Origin of the sequence: Chromobacterium sp. Rain0013 (genome assembly GCF_015291765.1) — a bacterium.
Taxonomy (GTDB): domain Bacteria; phylum Pseudomonadota; class Gammaproteobacteria; order Burkholderiales; family Chromobacteriaceae; genus Chromobacterium; species Chromobacterium haemolyticum.
Map to the genome: position 1 here is coordinate 1,687,047 of NZ_CP031514.1, position 18,918 is coordinate 1,705,964.

At 61.8% G+C, this 18,918-nt stretch carries 15 protein-coding genes and 2 tRNA genes; 13 read left to right on the forward strand and 4 right to left on the reverse strand.

Features of this window, described 5'->3' with window-relative positions; all coding sequences use genetic code 11:
* Positions 1-463: 463 nt before the first annotated feature.
* The 12 genes from hppD (at position 464) to DXT74_RS08005 (ending at position 11,641) form a co-directional block, all read left to right on the forward strand.
* Positions 464-1,537, forward strand: a complete 1,074-nt coding sequence (hppD, locus tag DXT74_RS07950; protein WP_019103728.1) for a 4-hydroxyphenylpyruvate dioxygenase — start codon at positions 464-466, stop codon at positions 1,535-1,537.
* Between the two features lie 199 nt (positions 1,538-1,736).
* Positions 1,737-2,867 carry a homogentisate 1,2-dioxygenase gene (locus DXT74_RS07955; protein WP_194427687.1) on the forward strand — a complete coding sequence of 377 codons (1,131 nt, stop codon included), beginning with the start codon at positions 1,737-1,739 and terminating at the stop codon, positions 2,865-2,867.
* A gap of 185 nt (positions 2,868-3,052) precedes the next feature.
* The gene (locus DXT74_RS07960; RefSeq protein WP_043642212.1) at positions 3,053-4,036 is read left to right on the forward strand and encodes a fumarylacetoacetate hydrolase family protein; all 984 of its coding nucleotides are present in this window, start codon (positions 3,053-3,055) and stop codon (positions 4,034-4,036) included.
* Positions 4,029-4,673, forward strand: coding sequence for a maleylacetoacetate isomerase (gene maiA, locus DXT74_RS07965; RefSeq protein WP_081554825.1), 645 nt, complete (start codon positions 4,029-4,031; stop codon positions 4,671-4,673). Before DXT74_RS07960 ends, maiA begins: the two co-directional genes overlap by 8 nt.
* A gap of 308 nt (positions 4,674-4,981) precedes the next feature.
* Positions 4,982-5,057: transfer RNA gene (locus tag DXT74_RS07970), tRNA-Phe, on the forward strand.
* A 25-nt stretch (positions 5,058-5,082) separates the two neighbouring features.
* Positions 5,083-5,158 (forward strand) — tRNA-Phe (locus DXT74_RS07975).
* A 99-nt stretch (positions 5,159-5,257) separates the two neighbouring features.
* Positions 5,258-6,148, forward strand: coding sequence for a LysR substrate-binding domain-containing protein (locus DXT74_RS07980; RefSeq protein ID WP_081554826.1), 891 nt, complete (start codon positions 5,258-5,260; stop codon positions 6,146-6,148).
* Positions 6,149-6,367: 219 nt separating this feature from the next.
* Positions 6,368-7,936, forward strand: a complete 1,569-nt coding sequence (locus tag DXT74_RS07985; RefSeq protein ID WP_194427688.1) for a BCCT family transporter — start codon at positions 6,368-6,370, stop codon at positions 7,934-7,936.
* Positions 7,933-9,945: a CocE/NonD family hydrolase gene (locus tag DXT74_RS07990; protein ID WP_194427689.1), complete on the forward strand. Its 2,013-nt coding sequence runs from the start codon at positions 7,933-7,935 to the stop codon at positions 9,943-9,945. The genes DXT74_RS07985 and DXT74_RS07990 overlap by 4 nt, the downstream gene beginning before the upstream one ends.
* Positions 9,946-9,974: 29 nt before the next feature.
* A complete protein-coding gene (locus tag DXT74_RS07995) occupies positions 9,975-10,244 on the forward strand; it encodes a cyclic nucleotide-binding protein (protein ID WP_194427690.1) in 270 nt (89 codons plus the stop codon).
* Positions 10,245-10,394: 150 nt separating this feature from the next.
* Entirely contained in the window at positions 10,395-10,751 is a 357-nt protein-coding gene (locus DXT74_RS08000) for a carboxymuconolactone decarboxylase family protein (RefSeq protein WP_043642223.1), read from the forward strand.
* Positions 10,752-10,843: 92 nt separating this feature from the next.
* Positions 10,844-11,641: a Cof-type HAD-IIB family hydrolase gene (locus DXT74_RS08005; RefSeq protein ID WP_196783841.1), complete on the forward strand. Its 798-nt coding sequence runs from the start codon at positions 10,844-10,846 to the stop codon at positions 11,639-11,641.
* A gap of 70 nt (positions 11,642-11,711) precedes the next feature.
* Here the strand turns inward: DXT74_RS08005 and ptsG are convergent, their stop codons facing one another.
* The 3 genes from ptsG to DXT74_RS08020 all read right to left on the reverse strand — a co-directional run bounded on the left by ptsG (position 11,712) and on the right by DXT74_RS08020 (position 16,937).
* The gene (gene ptsG / locus DXT74_RS08010; protein ID WP_194427691.1) at positions 11,712-13,475 is read right to left on the reverse strand and encodes a PTS glucose transporter subunit IIBC; all 1,764 of its coding nucleotides are present in this window, start codon (positions 13,473-13,475) and stop codon (positions 11,712-11,714) included.
* An 86-nt stretch (positions 13,476-13,561) separates the two neighbouring features.
* Positions 13,562-16,081, reverse strand: coding sequence for a phosphoenolpyruvate--protein phosphotransferase (ptsP, locus tag DXT74_RS08015; RefSeq protein WP_043642227.1), 2,520 nt, complete (start codon positions 16,079-16,081; stop codon positions 13,562-13,564).
* Between the two features lie 469 nt (positions 16,082-16,550).
* Positions 16,551-16,937 (reverse strand): DoxX family protein, encoded by a 387-nt coding sequence (locus tag DXT74_RS08020; protein WP_019103721.1) that lies wholly within the window; start codon positions 16,935-16,937, stop codon positions 16,551-16,553.
* Positions 16,938-17,040: 103 nt separating this feature from the next.
* On the opposite strand from DXT74_RS08020, the gene DXT74_RS08025 reads away from it, so the two are divergent.
* Entirely contained in the window at positions 17,041-17,925 is an 885-nt protein-coding gene (locus tag DXT74_RS08025) for a LysR family transcriptional regulator (RefSeq protein ID WP_043642229.1), read from the forward strand.
* A gap of 207 nt (positions 17,926-18,132) precedes the next feature.
* Here DXT74_RS08025 and DXT74_RS08030 read toward each other — a convergent pair whose 3' ends face one another.
* Positions 18,133-18,882: a flagellar motor protein gene (locus DXT74_RS08030; protein WP_043642231.1), complete on the reverse strand. Its 750-nt coding sequence runs from the start codon at positions 18,880-18,882 to the stop codon at positions 18,133-18,135.
* Between the last annotated feature and the right edge of the window lie 36 nt (positions 18,883-18,918).

An 18,918-nucleotide genomic window follows, 5' to 3' on the forward strand; every position in this document is an offset into this window, starting at 1 on the left:
AAAATATTAGTGTTTTATACTTAGTTATTAATGGTTTCTTGGTATTTAGCAAGAAAATTGCCCCGTAGTTTCCATAGAATAAAAAGCCTAAAAACGCATTCTACACACGGCGCTAAAAAAGCACCGGGGTTTGTCGAGTGAATAAGACGGCGGAGATAAGATTCACATTTTGAGGAGAAGCTTGCCGCGCGTCACGGCAAGCTAAATCAACGCGCGGCTAGCGCGTCCCTCCTGATAAGTCTTTTTCCTTCCGACTTTTCCACGCGAAGCCAAATGCGTTGCGCAGGGCTTTTTACAACATGTCATGACAAGACTATCACAAGACATGTCATCAAAAGCTACTGTTATTTGTTTATAAACAAGCTTGTTGCGCGGAACGCAAGATCAAGTCGCCAGTTCAGAGCGGCGTCATGCTCCGCTCGCCGCCTACCGGCCACACACTCATCTACAACAGGAGAAACAGATGAAAATGGAAACTATGCTGCAGAATCCTCTGGCTACCGACGGTTTTGAATTTGTCGAATACACGTCGCCCACAACCGAAGGCATCGCCAAGCTGAAGGCCCTGTTCCTGTCGCTGGGGTTCAGCGAAGTCGCGCGCCACCGCAGCAAGAACGTCAGCCTGTTCCGCCAGGGCGATATCAATTTCATCTTGAACGGCGAACCGTCGCAGCCGGCCAACGCCTTTGGCCATGAACACGGCCCGTCGGCTTGTGCGATGGCGTGGCGCGTCAAGGACGCGGCCAAGGCCTATGAATACGCATTGGCCCACGGCGCCAAAAAGTACGAGCGCCCAATCGGCTTCATGGAGCTGAATATTCCTGCAGTGGAGGGGATTGGCGGCTCGGCGCTGTATTTCGTCGATCGCTATGGCCCGGAACACAGCATCTACGACGTGGACTTCGTGCCGTTGGAGGGCGTGGACCAGCATCCGGAAGGCGTGGGCCTGTATGAGATCGATCACCTGACCCACAACGTGTTCCGCGGCAATATGGCCAAGTGGGCGGGCTTCTACACCGATATCGCCAACTTCCGCGAAATCCGCTACTTCGACATCGAGGGCAAGCTCACCGGTCTGGTGTCCCAGGCGATGACCAGCCCCTGCGGCAAGATTCGCATCCCGATCAACGAGTCCTCCGACGACAAGAGCCAGATCGAGGAATTTCTGCGCGAATACCACGGCGAAGGCATCCAGCACATCGCGTTGACCACCCGCGACATTTACAAAACCGTGGAAACGCTGAAAGCCGCCGGCACTCGTTTTCTCGACACTCCCGACACCTATTATGAAAAAGTGGACGAGCGCGTGCCGGGACACGGCGAGGACCTGGAGCGTCTGCGCAAGAACCACATCCTGGTGGACGGCGCGCCGGTGGACGGCGCCGGCATCCTGCTGCAGATCTTTACCGAGACCGTGATCGGCCCGATCTTCTTCGAGATCATTCAACGCAAGGGCAACGAGGGATTTGGCGAGGGCAACTTCCGCGCGCTGTTCGAGTCGATTGAAGAAGATCAGATCCGCCGCGGCGTCATTTAAATAGCGGTTTACGATCCCGCGGGCCAAGCAGAAGCCAGCCGTTGAGGCTGAAGAAGCGGAGCGCGCCACGGCGCATGAGCATTCCGCAGCCGGTTCCAACACGGCGTCGCTGAGGCGCGACAGACTACGAACCGGCTTTAAGCCCGCAGTTCTATCGATGCCATCCCGCCGCCTGGGCGGCGGGATTGAAGGACACACCATGCGTAAATGGATTCAATATCCCCACCGCGAAGGCACCGTCTCGCGCCAGGCGCACGCCGACTTTCCGGACACAGCCATCTATGAGCGCGAAGTGGGCCGCAGTGGTTTTTTCGGCCCCGCCACTCATCTGCATCACAAGCACCCGCCCACCGGCTGGAGCGCCTGGGAGGGCCCGCTGCGCCCGCGCGCTTTTGACCTGAACGAGCTGCCCAAGAACGTGGCCGCGCCTTGGGTCGCGCCGTTGGTGCTACACAATGCGCAGTGCAAACTGCGCATCTGGAGCGTGGATCAGGCGATGACTCAGCTGTTCCGCAATGGCGACGGCGACGACATGCTGTTCATCCACGCCGGCAGCGGCGAGCTATTTTGCGATTACGGCCATTTGAGCTATCGCGACGGCGACTACATCCTGATGCCGCGCTCCACCAGTTGGCGTATCGAACCGGCCGCGCCCACCACCATGCTGTTGATTGAGGCGAGCAACGGTGCCTACCAGTTGCCGGACAAGGGGCTGGTGGGGCCGCACGCCATTTTCGACGAGGCGATGCTGGACGTGCCGGCGATCGACGATGCCTTCCGCGCTCAGCAGACCGAGGACGAGTGGCAAGTGGTGATCAAGCGCCGCGGCGCCCTGTCCACCGTGACCTATCCGTTCAATCCACTGGACGCGATAGGCTGGCACGGCAACCACTCCGTCGCTCGCATCAACTGGCGCGACATCCGGCCGCTGATGAGCCACCGCTACCATTTGCCGCCGTCTGCGCACACGACTTTCGTCGCCGACGGTTTCGTGATCTGCACCTTTGTGCCGCGGCCGATAGAGTCCGATCCCGGTGCTTTGAAGGTCCCGTTCTATCACAACAACGACGATTACGACGAAGTGATCTTCTACCACGCCGGCGATTTCTTCAGCCGCGACAACATCAAGCCGGGCATGCTGACTTTCCACCCGGCCGGCTTCACCCACGGGCCCCATCCCAAAGCCTTCGCCAAGGCGATGACAGACCCCAAGACCTTTACTGACGAAGTGGCGGTGATGATAGACACGCGCGACGCGTTGGAGCAGGGGCCGCAGATGCCGGAGGTGGAGTGGACCCAATATGTGGATAGCTGGAAACCCAAGCCCTAGTCGCCTAGCGTTATCGCTGCGGCGCAAGCCGATCTCGACGCTGCGATGCTCGCGCTACCATTTGTACCGCTGCGCTTCTCCCGCCGGCCTCCGCTTGCTCGCGACGCGATAGCGCTCAGGCGGTGTTGTGGATGTCACACCGTATTACTGGAATTTCAGCTGCCCAGCTGCAGAAAGAATAGAAGATGAAACTCGCCACTTATCAGAATCAAACTCGCGACGGCCAGTTGTTGGTTGTCAGCCGCGACCTGTCCCGCGCGGTGGCGGTGCCGCAGATTGCCGCCAGCCTGCAGCAGGCTCTGGACGGTTGGGACGCGCTGGCGCCGCGTTTGCAGGAGGTTTACGCCGCGCTTAACGAAGGCGAGGTGCCGGGCGCTTTCCCGTTTGAGGCGCAGCGTTGTCATAGCCCGCTGCCGCGCGCCTATCAATGGGCGGACGGTAGCGCCTATCTGAACCATGTCGAACTGGTGCGCAAGGCGCGCGGCGCGGAAGTGCCGGCCAGCTTCTACCACGACCCGCTGATGTACCAGGGCGGCTCCGACGCCTTCCTGCCGCCGCTGGCGCCCATTCCGCTGCGCGACGAAGCCTGGGGCTTGGACTTTGAGGGCGAGGTGGCGGTGATCACCGGCGATGTGCCGCTTGGCGCCGACGCCGCCGCCTGCGCCGGTCATATCCGCTTGCTGATGCTGGTCAACGACGTCAGCCTGCGCAATCTGATCCCCAACGAACTGGCCAAGGGTTTCGGCTTTTTCCAGAGCAAGCCCGCCACCGCCTTCTCGCCGGTTGCGGTGACCCCGGATGAGCTGGGCGCGGCCTGGCGCGACGGCAAGGCGCATTTGCCGCTGCTGGTTGAATACAATGGCGCGCCTTACGGCCATCCCAACGCCGGCGTGGAAATGCAGTTCAGCTTCCCGCAGTTGGTGGCTCACGTGGCCAAGACCCGAGAACTGGCGGCCGGCTCCATCATCGGCTCCGGCACCGTGTCCAATCACGACCGCAGCGTAGGCTCCTGCTGCCTGGCGGAACAGCGGATGATAGAGACCATCGAGACTGGCGCGCCGACGACTCCGTTCATGAAAGTGGGCGACCGCGTTCGCATCGAGATGAAGGACGCCGCCGGCGCCAGCATCTTCGGCGCCATTGAGCAGATTGTGGTGAAGCATGACTGAACGCGTGCTGTACGGTTATTTCCGTTCCAGCGCCGCCTATCGGGTGCGTATCGCGCTGAATCTCAAGGGGCTGGATTACCGTTATCAAGCGGTCAATTTGCTCAAGGGCGAGCAGCGCAGCCCCGAGTATCTGGCGATCAACCCACAGGGCTTGGTGCCGTTACTGGATGACGGCGGGGTCAAGATCGCGCAGTCCCTGGCCATCTGCGAATATCTGGACGAAGCCTATCCGGATACGCCGCGGCTACTGCCGGCCGGCGTGGCGGCGAGGGCTCGGGTCCGCGCGCTGGCGCTGGCCATCGCCGCGGACATCCATCCCTTGCAGAACACTCGGGTCGGCAAGTATCTGCAGACCGAGTACGGCAAGGACGAGGAAGGCAAGTCGGAGTGGATACGGCATTGGATTCGCACCGGCTTCGACGCGCTGGAGCCGCTGCTGGCTGCAACGCCTGGCCGCTACGCGGCGGGCGAGCAGCCGACGCTGGCCGATGTCTGCCTGCTGCCGCAGGTATTCAGTGCTCGGCGTTTCGGCGTGGATCTGGCGGCTTACCCGAACATTGTCCGCGTGGCGGACGCGCTTGAGCAGGTGCCGGCTTTCGCCGATGCGCATCCATCTCGTCAGCCGGACGCAATCTAAACGCGATCCAATAACGTGTTTACGATCTTGCGAGCAAGAGCGAGATAAGGCGAAAACCGCTGAGGAAGCGGAATGGTCATGCGGTACATGAGCATTTCGAAGCGGTACTCTCCGTGTCCGTCTCTCGGCGCGCAGCGGATGGTAAACAGGTTCTAAGTCGTTGATCTGGCGGGCCGGTCCCTTGAGAGGGCCGGCCCGTCTGTTTTTTCTGCCTGGCTGGCGTCCGTTTTTTTGCAATTATTCCTTGACGTGAATAGCGTCCTCTGATTAAATGCGTGGCTCTGACGGCGCGACAGCGCAGCAGTGATGGCCAGTTAGCTCAGTTGGTAGAGCAGCGGATTGAAAATCCGCGTGTCCGTGGTTCGATTCCGCGACTGGCCACCATCACCGCCTTGCCATAGCACTCGTCGGCCAGTTAGCTCAGTTGGTAGAGCAGCGGATTGAAAATCCGCGTGTCCGTGGTTCGATTCCGCGACTGGCCACCAGATACCAAAAAAGCCGAACTCATTGAGTTCGGCTTTTTGCATTGGCACGGGGGATCTCCTTGGGCCTGGCCCTGATTGGGGTCATGTCATAATGCAGCGATGAAACCGCTACCTCCACTTTATACCCTGATCGCCTTTGAAGCCGTGGCCCGGCTCTCCAGCTTTACTCAGGCCGCCGCGGAACTGAATTTGTCGCAAGGTGCGGTGAGCCGCCAGTTACTGCTGCTGGAGGACTATCTGGGGTGCAAGCTGTTGCAGCGCGGCACTCGTAAAGTGGAGCTGACACTGGCTGGCGAGCAGTATCTGGCAGAGGTGCGTTCGGCCCTGGAGCAATTGGTCGGCGCCACCGCCAGTCTGATGCATTGGCAGCAAGACAAGCAGGTCACCGTAGCCTGTTCCACCGCGATCGCCTCCTTATGGCTAATGCCTCATCTATCCGCCTTTCGCCAAGCGCAGCCGGATCTGTCTATCCGCATCCTGGCTAACGATAATGTCCAGGAACTCCAGGCGGGCGACTTCGATCTCGGCGTTTACTATTTTCGTCAGCCCCCCAAGGGGGCCAATGCGGTGGCCTTGTTCGATGAGCAAATGTACGCGGTTTGCAGCCCTGCTTATTTGCTCGCGGGGCCGCTGTCGGCGGAGGCTTTATTGGATGAGAGGCTGATCACCATGGATGGCGGCCAGCGGGATTGGTTCAACTGGCCGCAATGGTTTTCCGCTCAAGGCATCGCCTGGCGACCGGCAGCCAGACAGTTGAGCGTGACGAATCACCACTTGGCGGTGCAGGCCGCATTGGCCGGGCAAGGGGTGGCGCTGGCCTGGGCTTATTTGATAGACAGCTACCTGGCCAGCGGCACGTTGGTGATGGCGGCGGAGGCCAAGGTAACGATGAGTGGCGCCTTTTATCTGCTGCGTCCGGAACGTAGGCCGCTCAAGCCGGCTGCCCGGTTGTTTGCCGATTGGCTGACCTCGCTGGTGGCGCAGTCATAACGGCAGATGGCCGGGGCCCTCGATATGCGGGTAGCGCAGGAGGATTGATGAGCTGGGAACATAAATCTATCTAAAACTATCGTTTGTTTCGGGCTGGACTTATCGCCGACACTGGTCTGGCCGGCGCAATAGGCTCCGGCTTGTCTGCAAGCCGCGCCGGCCTTAGACCGGCAGCCCTCGTGGCGATAGCGGCGGCAGGCTCCATCAAGGAGACAAACCATGCATCGTTCTCATCGCATCAGGCCTCTGGTGTTCTGGCCCACTTTCTTGCTTCTGCTGGCGGCCTTGCTGTTCAGCTATCTGGACCTGCCGGCCTTTCTCGGCATGGCCGCCGCCGCCAATAAATGGATACTCAGTCACTTTTCCTGGCTGTTCAGTCTGGCCAGTTTCAGCCTGCTGTTGACCTGTGTCTGGGTCTATTGCTCGCCGATAGGCAAGCTGCGTATCGGCGGTGTGGACGCCAAGCCGCTATTGAATCGCAAGCGTTGGTTTGCCGTCACCTTGATGACGACCATGGCGGTTGGGGTGCTGTTCTGGACTACGGCCGAGCCGATTTACCATCTGTACTACCCTCCGGCGTCTTATCACCTGAGTGCAGGCAGCGCCGAGGCCGCGAGTTTCGCCATGTCGGCGATGTTTCTGCACTGGACGTTCACCCCTTATGCCATTTACACCGTGCCGGCGCTGTTGTTCGGCTTGGTGTTTTACAACCTCAAGCAGCCGTTTTCGGTGGGCAGCATGTTGCGGCCCTTGCTGGGGCGCTGGGTGGATGGCCGCAGCGGGCAATTGATAGATGCGCTGGCGCTGTATGCCTTGGTGGCCGGGATGGCGTCCAGCTTGGGCACCGGCGCGTTGGCGTTGGTGGGGGGGATCAATCAGTATCTGCCACTACCTGCCAGCCCGTTCAGCATCGGGCTGGTCATTGCCGCCATTGTGCTGACCTTTGTCGGCTCTGCGCTCAGCGGCCTGCACCGCGGGTTGACTTGGCTGTCCAGCATCAATACCTGGATATTGCTGGCGCTGGCCGGTTTTTTGCTGATCTTTGGGCCGACCACCTTCATCCTGGCGTTTGGTCTGGAATCATTCGGCAACTATTTGAACCAGTTTTTCCGGCTAAGCCTGTCCACCGGCGCGGCCAGCCAGGATGGCTGGGCCGGGTCATGGACCATCTTCTACTGGGCGGTATGGTTTGCCTGGGCGCCGATCAGCGCCATGTTCCTCGGCAAGATCTCCCGCGGCTACACCGTGCGCGAGGTGATTGTAATGAACCTGCTGCTGCCCGCCGGTTTTACCGCGCTGTGGATCATGATTTTCAGCGGCTCCGCCCTTGCCATTGATCTGGGCCAGGCAGGTCTGCTGAAAGGAGTGTTGGAGAGCCGGGGCGTGGAGAATGTGCTGTACACCATCATCCGCCAACTGCCAATGAGCGAAACCATGGTGGCCATGGTGGTGTTCATCGCTTTTCTCAACTATGTCACCGCGGCGGACAGCAATACCGATGCGATCAGCAATTTGTGCACCGCTGGCTTTTCAGCCGACAGCGCCGAAAGTGCCGGCATGGGCATGAAAGTCGTGTGGGGCGCGGTGATTGGCGTGGTGTCCTGGGTGATGACCAGCTACGCCGGCGGCGTCGATGGCGTCAAGATGATGTCCAACCTCGGGGGCTTGCCGGCCCTGCTCATCATTATGGGCTGCATGCTGTCGCTCATCATCCTGGTGAATTCCGGCAAGCTGGTCTCTCGGACTGATATTCAGGAATCCGCTGCCGCGAAGGAGACACAAGCATGAAAACCGTTACGCAGTTTCCGCACGCCATTCGCGAAGTGGAGCATTTCACCATCACGCTGGCTGATGGCTGCCAATTGGCGGCGAGGATGTGGCTGCCGCTGGACGCAGAAGCGAGGCCAGTGCCGGCGATTCTGGAGTACCTGCCTTATCGCAAGCGAGACGGCACCGCTGTGCGCGATCAACTGACCCATCCGTATTTCGCCGGCCACGGCTATGCCTGTCTCCGGGTGGATATGCGGGGGTGTGGCGAATCCGACGGCGAGTGTGTCGATGAATACCTGCGGCAGGAGCAGGACGATGCCTTGGAAGTGATTGCCTGGATCGCCGCGCAGCCATGGTGTAGCGGCAAGGTGGGCATGATGGGCATTTCCTGGGGCGGTTTCAACAGCCTGCAAGTGGCCGCTCGTCAGCCGGAAGCCTTGAAAGCCGTCATTACCATATGCTCCACCGACCACCGCTACGCCGACGACATCCATTACAAAGGCGGTGCTTTATTGCTGGAGAACCTGGGTTGGGCCGGCACTATGTTCAGCTACTGCGCCGCCGTACCCGATCCGCTGTTGGTGGGCGAAGCATGGCGCGAACGATGGTTGCAACGGCTGGAGCGAATGCCGCTGCTGCTCAAGACCTGGTTGAGTCATCAGACTGACGATGACTATTGGCGGCATGGTTCCATCTGCACCGATTACAGCGCCATCAAGGCCGCCGTCTACGCGGTGGGCGGTTGGGGGGACGCCTACCATAACGCCGTCGGCCGGATGATGCAGCAACTGAGTTGTCCGAAAAAAGCGCTGATCGGTCCGTGGGCCCATAAGTACCCGCATTTCGCAGTGCCGGATCCGGCGATTGGCTTTTTGCAGGAAGCGCTGCGCTGGTGGGACTACTGGTTGAAGGATATTGACACCGGCATCATGGCGGAAGACCCAGTCACGTTGTATCTGCAAGACGCAGTGCCCCCGCAGGCCAGTTACGCCGCGCGTCCGGGGGTTTGGCTGCGCGATCCGGCCTGGCCCAGCCCGCATGTCGGGCCGCAGCAATGGGGGCTGAGCGCCGCGGGCGAACTGCGACCGGGGGCGTCCGATACCGGCGAACTCAGCATTCGTTCGCCCCTGACCACCGGCGCCGCTTGCGGCGAATACTGTGTGATTTGGCTGGGGCCGGAGTTTCCGCTGGATCAACGCCGCGACGATGCCGGCTCGCTGGTGTTCGACAGCAGCGCGCTGGAGCGGGAACTGCCGCTGCTAGGCGCGCCGGTGCTGTGGCTGAGGCTGAAGTGCGATAGTTCCAGCGGTCAACTGGCGGTGCGGCTCAACGATGTGGCGCCGGATGGCGCCGTGACCCGCATCAGTTACGGGGTGCTGAACCTGGCGCTGCGCGACGACTATCAACAGCTGCAGGCGGTAAGACCGGACGAATGGATGCAGATCCGGCTGCAACTGGATGATTGCGGCTACCGTCTGCCGGCTGGCCATCGGCTGCGGCTGAGCGTTTCCAGCGCCTACTTCCCGCTGATCTGGCCGGCGGCCGATCATGCCCGGCTGACCTTGGACTTGGCGAGTGCCGAGCTAAGCCTGCCAGTGCATGATTTGAGCACCGTGGTGGTGGAGCCCTTTGCCGCGCCAGAAGCCGCGCCGCCGCTGGCCTTGAGTTATTTACGTTCTCGCGCCAGCAGCCGCGAAATCATCGAGGACGCGATGAGCGGTGAGGTCCGCACCGTGATCCGAGACGATTTCGGCCACTATCGTTTTGACGACCACGGTTTGGAAGTGGCGCAAACCTGCGAGGAAATCTACCGCATCCGGCCTGATCAGCCCTTGTCGGCCAGCGGCGTGGTGAAGTGGAGTTATGGCGCGGGGCGTGGTGATTGGCAAGTCAGGGTGGAGAGCGAGCTGGCGCTGACGGCGGATGCCGGCCATTTCCGCATCATGGCGCGGCAAAGCGCCTGGGAGGGGGAGCAACTGCTACAGCAGCGGGAATGGGACGAGTATGTGCCGCGCCGTGCCCAATAGGGTAGGGCTCCTCAAGGGGAGGGGGCGTCATGATGTGGTATGACTGGATAGGACTGATCGGAGTGTTTTTCTATCTATTGGCTTACAGCCTGTTGCAATGGAGGCTGGTGGATTTGAACGACTACAGCTATAGCGGCTTCAATCTGATTGGTGCACTGCTGCTGTTGATCTCGCTGTGCTATGCCTTTAATTTGGCGTCACTGCTGGCGCAAGTGCTGTGGATAGTCATCAGCTTGGTGGGCATGCGCAAGACGCGTAAGGAGCGTTTGCTGGCCTTGCCGGGAAGGGGCGGTGTTTAGGCGGGCAAGGGGGCTGCTTATCGTAAAGAAGAGGAGCGCGGGATGGCGTGGTCGCGCGGCCATGCTGTCTTCGTGTCGCGATAGGGCTTGCTTTTATCTTTCAATATATGATTAAATATAATATATATTGTTATTTTGATGAGGCAGGCCATGAGTTACAGCTATCCCGAATTAAGCGCGGAACTCGGCGCGGAGTTGAGCAAGCTGCGCAAGGAAATCCCGGAAACCATGAAAGGCTTCGGCCAGATGAGCCGCGCCGCTCACGCGGACGGCGCATTGTCGAACCGGACCAAGGAGCTGATCGCTCTGGCCATCGGCATCGCCAACCGTTGTCATGGTTGCCTGGCTTTCCACGCCAAGGCGCTGGTGGAACTGGGTTGCAGCCGCGCCGAATTCATGGAGATGCTGCAGGTGGCCGTCTATATGGGCGGTGGTCCGTCCTTGATGACGGCGGCGGAGGCCTTGCAGGCCTATGAGCAATTTGGCGGCGAGGGCGCGCCCAACTGATCCCGGTTCGGACCAGAAAGCATTCGCTCGCATTGATGGGCAGCGTCGTCGGCCGCGCGTATAATGTACGCTTCTGTTGTCGCGGGAGTTTGATGGTGTATCACTTCATCGCATCCGATCTGGATGGCACCTTGCTGGACCCCAACCACGCGGTGGACCCGTTCACCGCCGCCACGTTGCAGACCTTGCAGGCGCGCGGCGTGCGATTCGCCATCGCCACCGGCCGCCATTATCTGGACGTGCAGGGCATTCGTCAGGCGCTGGGCATCCGGGCTCACCTGATTACTTCCAACGGCGCGCGGGTCCATGATCCCGACGACAAGCTGGTGCATCGCCAGGATATCGATCCCGCCTTGGTGCGCAGGCTGGCGCAGGCGGAATTCGCTGCCGGCACGGTACTGAACTTCTATCTGGACGACGCTTGGCTGATTGATCAGCCTTGCCAGTATCTGCTCAATTTCCACGCCGATTCCGGTTTGCGCTATCAATTGGCGGATCTGGCCGGGCACAACGGCTCGGGCGTGGGCAAAGTGCTCTACATCGGCGAGCACGCGCATTTGCTGGAGGTGGAGCGCAAGCTGCACCAGGCCTTTGGCGATGAGCTGTACATTACTTTCTCGGCCGACGACTGCCTGGAAGTGATGGCGCCCGGCGTATCCAAAGGTCACGCGCTGGAACTGGTGTTGGCGGATCTGGGCCTGGACAAGGCGCATTGCCTGGCTTTCGGCGATGGTCAGAATGATATCGAACTGCTGCGCACCGCCGGCCATCCGAGAATGATGGGCAACGCCCAGGCTCGTCTGGCAGAGCAACTGCCGGATGTGCCGCGCATAGGCAGCAACCGCGAGGCAGGGGTGGCCCGCCATTTGCGCGAGCTGTTCGCCTTGTAGATCGAATCGGGAGTTCCAATAAAAAACGCCAGCGCAAGCGCTGGCGTTTTGCATGTCGGGGCGCGCCCGTTCAGTCTTGCAGCGCTTGCGCCAGGCCGGCCGCCCGGTCGCCGACGATTAGGTGCCAGACGCCGGGAGCCACTTCCTGCATCGCCGCCACGCCGGCCGCGTGGGCGGCGTCTTGATTGAACTGAGAGCCCTGTTTCAGCTCCACGCGCAAACGGGTATGAGCGATGGCTTCCACCTTGGCCAGGTTGGCCTTGCCGCCCAGCGCCTGGAGCAGCGCCGCTGCTTGGTTCTGATCGGCGGCGGGCGTCGGTGTTGCGGCATGAAGCACTGGAGCCGGCGCGCTGGCGGGCGCGTCGACTTCGGCGTCCGCGCCGGCGCCGCGCAGATAGATTTCCATATCGGTTTTCAGGTTTTCCGACTGCGGGCCGAAGATGGCCTGGATGCCGGTGCCCACTACCACCACGCCGGATGCGCCCATGCTCTTGAGCTTGGCCTGATTCACCTTGGCGGGTTCCCGCACCGCGATGCGCAGGCGAGTGATGCAGGCGTCCAGGCTGCTGATGTTGCTGCGGCCACCAAAGGCCAGCACCAGTTCGCGCGCGCGCGCGTCTTCGCTGACTGTTTCGCCAGCATCGGCGCTCTCGTCCTCGCGGCCCGGGGTTTTCAGGTTGAACTTGGCGATGACGAAGCGGAACACCCCGTAGTAGATGGCCGCGTAGATCGGACCGAGGATGAACACGTACCAGGCGTGCTTGGCCTTGTCTCCGATCAGGTTGAACATCAGGAAATCGATGCCGCCCTGGGAGAAGGTGAAGCCCATGTGCATGTCCAGGGTGTTGGCGATGAATTGCGCCGACGCCGCCAGGCAGGCATGGAGGAAATACAGCACCGGCGCCACGAACAGGAAGGAGAATTCGATGGGCTCGGTAATGCCGGTGAGGAAGGACGTTAGCGCGGCGGAAATCATGATGCCGCCCACTTTGACGCGGTTCTCCGGTTTGGCCGAATGCCATATGGCGATGGCCGCGGCCGGCAGGCCGAACATCTTGAACAGGAAGGCCCCGGACAGGATGCCCGCGGTGGGGTCGCCGGCGAAGAAGCGGTTGATGTCGCCGTGTATCATTTTGCCGCTTACCGCGTCGGGGAAGGCGCCGATTTCAAAGAAGAAGGGCACGTTCCAGATGTGGTGCAGGCCAAAGGGCAGCAGCAGACGCTCGACAAAGCCGTAGACGGTGGCGGCGGTGCGCGGATCGCTGACCGCGGCCCACTGCGAGAAGCTCTTGATGGCGTTGCCTATCGGCGGCCAGATGAAGGACAGAGCCACGCCCAGCGCGATGGCGCTGATGGCGGTGACGATGGGCACAAAGCGCTTGCCGGCGAAGAAGCCCAGATATTCGGGCAATTTGATCCGGTAATAGCGGTTGAACATATACGCCGCCAGTCCGCCGGCGAGAATGCCGCCGAACACGCCGGTCTGTATCGACGGCAAGCCCATGATGGTATCGGGTTTGACGCCCATCAGGCCGGCCATCACCCCTAGTGTGACGGTGGTGACCAGATGGCCGATCACCGCGGCGATCGCGGCCACGCCATCGTTCTCGGTAAAGCCCAGCGCCACGCCGACGGCGAAGATCAGCGGCAGATTGCCGAAGATCACGTCGCCGGCGTTTTTCATCAGCGACAGGATGGCCAGCGCCACGGTGCTCTGGGTGTGGAAATCGGTGGCGCCTATGCCCAGCAGCAGGCCGGCTACCGGCAGCACGGCCACCGGCAGCATCAGCGCTTTGCCGATCTTTTGCAGAAATGCGAATGATTGACTAAACATGGTGGTTCATTCCTTGCTCAACAGCGTAGGAAATAGCGGGCGGCGTTCGCCGCCCCACATCGCTCCGGGTGACCGGAGAGTTTCGTTTATCGAGCTTGCGCGTTCAGATGCTCGCGGACTTCGCTCGCCGTGGACAGGGCCAGAGCCTGCTGCGCCAGGGTCCGGCACTCCGCCGCGCTCCAGCGCGACAGCGTGGCCTTGACCGCGGCCAGCGCCGGGGTGCTGACCGATAGCTCGGTGACGCCCATGCCCACCAGCAGCGGCGCGGCGCGTTCGTCCGAGGCGAGGCCGCCGCAGATGCCCACCCATTTGCCGTGGGCGCGGGCGCCGTCGCAGGTCATCGCGATCATCGCCAGCACCGCCGGGTGCAGCGCGTCGGCTTGCTTGGCCAGCTGCGGGTGGCCGCGGTCCATCGCCAGCACGTACTGAGTCAGGTCGTTGGTGCCTATGGAGAAGAAGTCCACTTCCGGCGCGAAGCGTGCGGCCATGACTGCGGCGGAAGGCACTTCCACCATAATGCCCACTTTGACGTCTTGCCTGCCGCTTGCGGCCTGCTCTTCGGCCAGCACGGCCTTGGCGGCGCGCAGCTCGTCCAGCGAGGCCACCATCGGGAACATGATGTGCAAGCGGGTCAGCGGCGCGGCCTGCAAGATGGCGCGCAACTGGGTGCGCAGCAGGTCCGGACGTTCCAGGCTGACGCGGATGCCGCGCAAGCCCAGGAAGGGGTTGTCTTCCTTGGGCAGGGGCAGGTAAGACAAGGGCTTGTCGCCGCCCACGTCCAGCGTGCGCACCACCAATGGGCGTTCCGTGCCCAGCGCGCGGGCCACCGCACAGTATTCATCAGCTTGTTCCTGCTCGCTGGGCGGGGTGTCGCGGTTGTCGAACAGGAACTCCGAACGCAGCAGGCCGACGCCCTCGGCGCCCATGGCCACCGCTTCGCGCGCGTCGGCGGCGTTGCGGATATTGGCCACCACTTCGATGCGGACGCCGTCGCTGGTGCGGGCTTCCCGCTGCGACATCGCCGCCTCGGCTGCTCGGCGTTCCGCGATCTGCGCGATCTCCGCCTCGGCGGTGGCCAGTTGTTCGGCGTTCGGCGCGATGCGCAGCGTGCCGCGGCCGCCGTCGATGATGACTTGTTCGCTGTCGGGCAGGGCCAGCGCGGCTTGGGAGATGCCGCAGATCGCCGGGATGCCCAGCGAACGGGCCAGGATGGCCACGTGGCTGGTGGCGCCGCCGGTGCGGGTACAGAAACCCAGCACTTTTTTGGGGTCCAGCGCGGCGGTGTCGGACGGCGCCAGGTCTTCCGCGATCAGAATGGAGCCGGCCGGCACGTCCAGGCTGGCCTGTTTGATGCCTGCCAGCAAGGCCAGCACCCGGCGGCCCACGTCGCGGATGTCGTTGGCGCGCTCTCGCAGCAGCGCGTTGTCTTGCGCTTCCAGGCGCGCGGAGTAGGAACTGAAGGCGGCGCGCCAGGACCAGGCGGCGGATTTGCCGTCCGCCAGGCCGGCGTAGGTTTGCGCCAGCAGGTCCGGGTCTTGCAGCAGTTCCTGGTGCATGGACAGGATGGCCTGTTTGGCTTTGTCGGTCAGCTGGTTTTTGACCGCGTCTATCTGCTGGGCCGCTTCTTCAGTGGCGCGGGCGAAGTGTTGCTGCTCCAGGCTGGCGCCTTGGCCGAACTCGGGCACGTCGAATTCCTGCAGCCGGTGATGGTAGACGCGGCCGATGGCCAGGCCGGGCGAGGCGCCGACGCCGACCAGCAGCTCCGCGCTTTCCTGTTGTTGGGCCACGGCGGCGATGGGCGCGGGCGCTGCCGGCGCTTCGTCTTCGGCCTCGCCGCAGCGGTCCAGCAGCAGCTGGGTGAGTTCGGCCAGCGCCTGCTCCGCGTCCGCGCCGGCGGCTTCGATGCGCACTTTGTCGCCCTTGCGGGTGGACAGGCCCATCACGCCAACCACGGACTTGGCGTTGGCGGACTGTTCGTCCAACAGCAAGTGGATGTCTGACTGGAAGCTTTTCGCCTTGCTGGCGAACACGGCGGCCGGGCGAGCGTGAAGGCCGGCGGGATTGGTGATTTCGATTTCCGGCGAAAGCAGTTTGGCTCCGCCTGCCGCCGGCGCCGCCGCGGCGGCCGCGCCGGCCAGTTCCAGTTCCAGCACCGCTGTCTTGCCGGCCTCGGCGAGGCCGCTCGCACGGTGCATGGCGCTGACGGTTTCGTCGCCGTTGGTGATGATGATCTGGGTCAGCAGGCTTTGCGCGTTGCGCGCCACCAAATCCAGATTGAAGTCGATCAGCGCCTGACCGGCGTTGACGCTCTGCCCTTGTTCCACCAGCGGCTGGAAGCCCTGGCCTTTGAGCATGACGGTGTCGATGCCGATGTGCACCATGACTTCAACCCCTTCGGGCGAAGTGATGGTGAGCGCGTGGTGCGCGGAATGGAGGTTGCTGACAACGCCGGAGACCGGCGCGAGCAGACTGCAGGAGGTAGGGTCCAGCGAGATGCCGTCTCCCACCATCTTGCCGGCGAACACCGGATCCGGGACGGTGTCCAGGGCGACCAGCCACCCGGAGAGGGGGGCGAGGATCTTCAGTCTTGGCAAGGGTGTGCTCATATGTAACTCCTCAGATCGGGAATTTATCAGTTGTTTTATTACGAGCGTCGGCCGGCTTCTTCATGAGCGGTTCCGCATTGGCGTGCCGGATAGGGTACACCGTACGGAAAGGCCTGTCTTGATTCGATGGCGCTGTGACATTCATGGCGCAGCAACAGTACAGACGCTTACTGTCCAACTGGCGATATGATGCCAATATTGTAGTTTAACTACATCGAAATAACGGTGCAGCTTGATGGCAATCAAGAAATTGCGCAAGTAGGAATTCACGTATTTGCACTAGTTCGCGCCTTGTCGGCGGTGGAGGGAGGGAAGCGGTGGCGGCGGATATTGATTTTGCGTGGAAAAGAAGCCGCCTTGGCCGCGAGCGCGGCAACGGGGCGGCTGTTGCATTTTTGTTATGCCTGAAATGAAAAACGGCGGCCCGTTGGGGGCCGCCGCCTTGCCGCGCGCCGGAGGCGCCGACGTTTCAAGCCTGGCGCTTGTTGTCGCCGAGGAAGAACAAGGCCAGCGAGCCGGCGATCAGGAAGGCCGGGTATTCCCAGCCGCCGCCTTCGTTGGCGAACATCCAGCCGTGGGCGCCGTGCACCAGCACGATGGTGCCGAGCAGCAGAGGGGTCAGCGCCAATGCCACCCAGCGGGCGAAGAAACCGGACAGCAGCAGCAGGCCGCCGCCGACTTCGGCCAGGATGGCCAGGTAGCCGACAAAGCCGGGCAGGCCCAGGCTGGCGAAGTAGCCGGCGGTGCCGGCCGGGGTGAACACCAGCAGTTTGAGCAGGCCGTGGGACAAGTACATCAGACCCAGCGACAGACGCAGGATCAAGGTGCCGAGGGCGGGGTTCTGGAAGCGGTTCATGGTGGGTTCCAATCAAGTTTGCGATGGGGTGCATTTGACCATGTAGAGAAAGCTCAATAAATCCGCTATTAATAAAAATATTGTTTACCTATAGGAAATGATCATGGACCGCTTTTCGGAAATCCGCGCCTTCGTTTGCGTGGCGGAGTTGGGCAGTTTTGCCGCCGCCGCGGAGCGGCTGGAGCTGTCGCGAGCGATGGTGACCAAGCTGGTGTCCAGTCTGGAAGGGCGTTTGGGGGTGCGGCTCATGCATCGCACCACGCGGCGTTTGTCGCTGACCGAGGCGGGCGAGACTTATCTGGGCCAGGCTGGCGGACTGTTGGCCGAGCTTGACGATCTGGACGCCCGTTTATCGCAGGGCGCCAGCAGTCCGGTGGGCCGCTTGCGGGTGTCCGCACCGGTTTCCTTCGGCATGCGCTATCTGGGACGCGTGGTGGCCGGTTTTCATCAGCAGTATCCGCAGATCGAAGTGGAGCTCAATTTGAACGACAGGCGGGTGGACTTGGTGGAGGAAGGCTTCGACCTGGGGTTGAGGGTGTCGAATCTGTCGGACTCCTCCCTGGTGGCGCGCCGGCTGGCGCGGATACGCGACCTGGTCGTCGCCGCGCCCAGCTATCTGCAGCGCTGCGGCACGCCGGCGACGCCGGCGGATCTGGCCGAGCATCAATGCCTGTTGTACGCGCTGACAACACAGCCCAATTTATGGGATTTCACCGCGCCGGACGGCAGCAGCGGCCGGGTCAAGGTCAAGGGCATGCTGCGAGCCAACAACGGCGACATCCTGACGGACGCCGCCATCCACGGCATGGGGGTGATTCTGCAGCCGCGCTTTCTGGTGGAGCAGGGCTTGGCCGAGGGCACGCTGGTGCCGCTGCTCAGCGATTACGACTGGCATTGCCTGGACCTGTCTGCGGTGTACCCGGCGCGGCGGCACGTGCCGGGCAAGGTCCGGGCTTTTGTCGATTATCTGCAGCAGTTCTTTCAATAGCGAACGGCCGACGACACTCAGCATGCGCTGGACGCCGTCGGCCGTTGCCAAGCTAAGAACCTGTTTACGATCTGCTGCACGTCGGCGATACGGCGTTGAAAACGGCTTCGAAATGCTCATGTACCACACGTACATTCCGCTTTCTCAGCCATTTTCGCCTTGTCTCGCCTTAGCTCGCGAGATCGTAAACACGTTCTAAGAGACGGCTTATTCGTGCATCGCCAGGAAGCCCTTGAGCCGGCTTTCAATAATGCGCGGGTTTTCGCCGTTGGCGATGGAGACCAGGCCTTCCACCACCAGTTCTTTCAAGGCGACCTCCGAGGCGATCAGGTGCTTGAGCTTGTTGGCGATGGGCAGAAACAGCAAGTTGGCGGAGCCGACGCCGTAGACGGTGGCGACGAAGGCCACGGCGATCCCGGCGCCCAGTTTGGACGGGTCCGACAGGTTTTCCATTACGTGGATCAGGCCTAGTACCGCGCCCAGAATGCCCATGGTCGGCGCGTAGCCGCCGGCGGATTCCCAGATCCGCGCCGCTTGTTTGCGCGCGTGTTCGAACATGGAGATCTCCACGTCCATCACTGAACGCAAGGTGTCCGGCTCCGCGCCGTCCACCAGCATTTGCAGCGCCTTCTTGATGAAGGGATCCTTCTGAAGGTTGATGTAGCCTTCCAAAGCCAGCAGGCCGCCCTTGCGCGCGGTCTGGCTCCAGTTGATGATCTCTCGGATCATTTTGTCGTGGTCCAGCACCGGCGGCTGGAAAATCCATTTGAGCATGCGCACGCCGGCGGCGAATTGTTTGGGCGTGCTTTGCAGCATCACCGCGCTGATCGTGCCGCCGATGACGATCATGAAGGCGGTCAGCTGCATCAGGGAGCCGATGTTGCCGCCTTCCAGCGCCTGTCCCGCGATAATGGCGGTCAGGCCCATCAGAATGGCTACAATGCTTATTTTGTCCACGCGAAGTTCCGGTTTTTAATGTTATGCCGCGTCAGG

Excerpts from the sequence above, each read along its gene's own strand:
- hppD (WP_019103728.1), top strand. The coding sequence starts at position 464 with ATGAAAATGGAAACTATGCTGCAGAATCCTCTGGCTACCGACGGTTTT.
- DXT74_RS07955 (WP_194427687.1), top strand. The coding sequence starts at position 1,737 with ATGCGTAAATGGATTCAATATCCCCACCGCGAAGGCACCGTCTCGCGC.
- DXT74_RS07960 (WP_043642212.1), top strand. The coding sequence starts at position 3,053 with ATGAAACTCGCCACTTATCAGAATCAAACTCGCGACGGCCAGTTGTTG.
- maiA (WP_081554825.1), top strand. The coding sequence starts at position 4,029 with ATGACTGAACGCGTGCTGTACGGTTATTTCCGTTCCAGCGCCGCCTAT.
- DXT74_RS07980 (WP_081554826.1), top strand. The coding sequence starts at position 5,258 with ATGAAACCGCTACCTCCACTTTATACCCTGATCGCCTTTGAAGCCGTG.
- DXT74_RS07985 (WP_194427688.1), top strand. The coding sequence starts at position 6,368 with ATGCATCGTTCTCATCGCATCAGGCCTCTGGTGTTCTGGCCCACTTTC.
- DXT74_RS07990 (WP_194427689.1), top strand. The coding sequence starts at position 7,933 with ATGAAAACCGTTACGCAGTTTCCGCACGCCATTCGCGAAGTGGAGCAT.
- DXT74_RS07995 (WP_194427690.1), top strand. The coding sequence starts at position 9,975 with ATGATGTGGTATGACTGGATAGGACTGATCGGAGTGTTTTTCTATCTA.
- DXT74_RS08000 (WP_043642223.1), top strand. The coding sequence starts at position 10,395 with ATGAGTTACAGCTATCCCGAATTAAGCGCGGAACTCGGCGCGGAGTTG.
- DXT74_RS08005 (WP_196783841.1), top strand. The coding sequence starts at position 10,844 with ATGGTGTATCACTTCATCGCATCCGATCTGGATGGCACCTTGCTGGAC.
- ptsG (WP_194427691.1), bottom strand. The coding sequence starts at position 13,475 with ATGTTTAGTCAATCATTCGCATTTCTGCAAAAGATCGGCAAAGCGCTG.
- ptsP (WP_043642227.1), bottom strand. The coding sequence starts at position 16,081 with ATGAGCACACCCTTGCCAAGACTGAAGATCCTCGCCCCCCTCTCCGGG.
- DXT74_RS08020 (WP_019103721.1), bottom strand. The coding sequence starts at position 16,937 with ATGAACCGCTTCCAGAACCCCGCCCTCGGCACCTTGATCCTGCGTCTG.
- DXT74_RS08025 (WP_043642229.1), top strand. The coding sequence starts at position 17,041 with ATGGACCGCTTTTCGGAAATCCGCGCCTTCGTTTGCGTGGCGGAGTTG.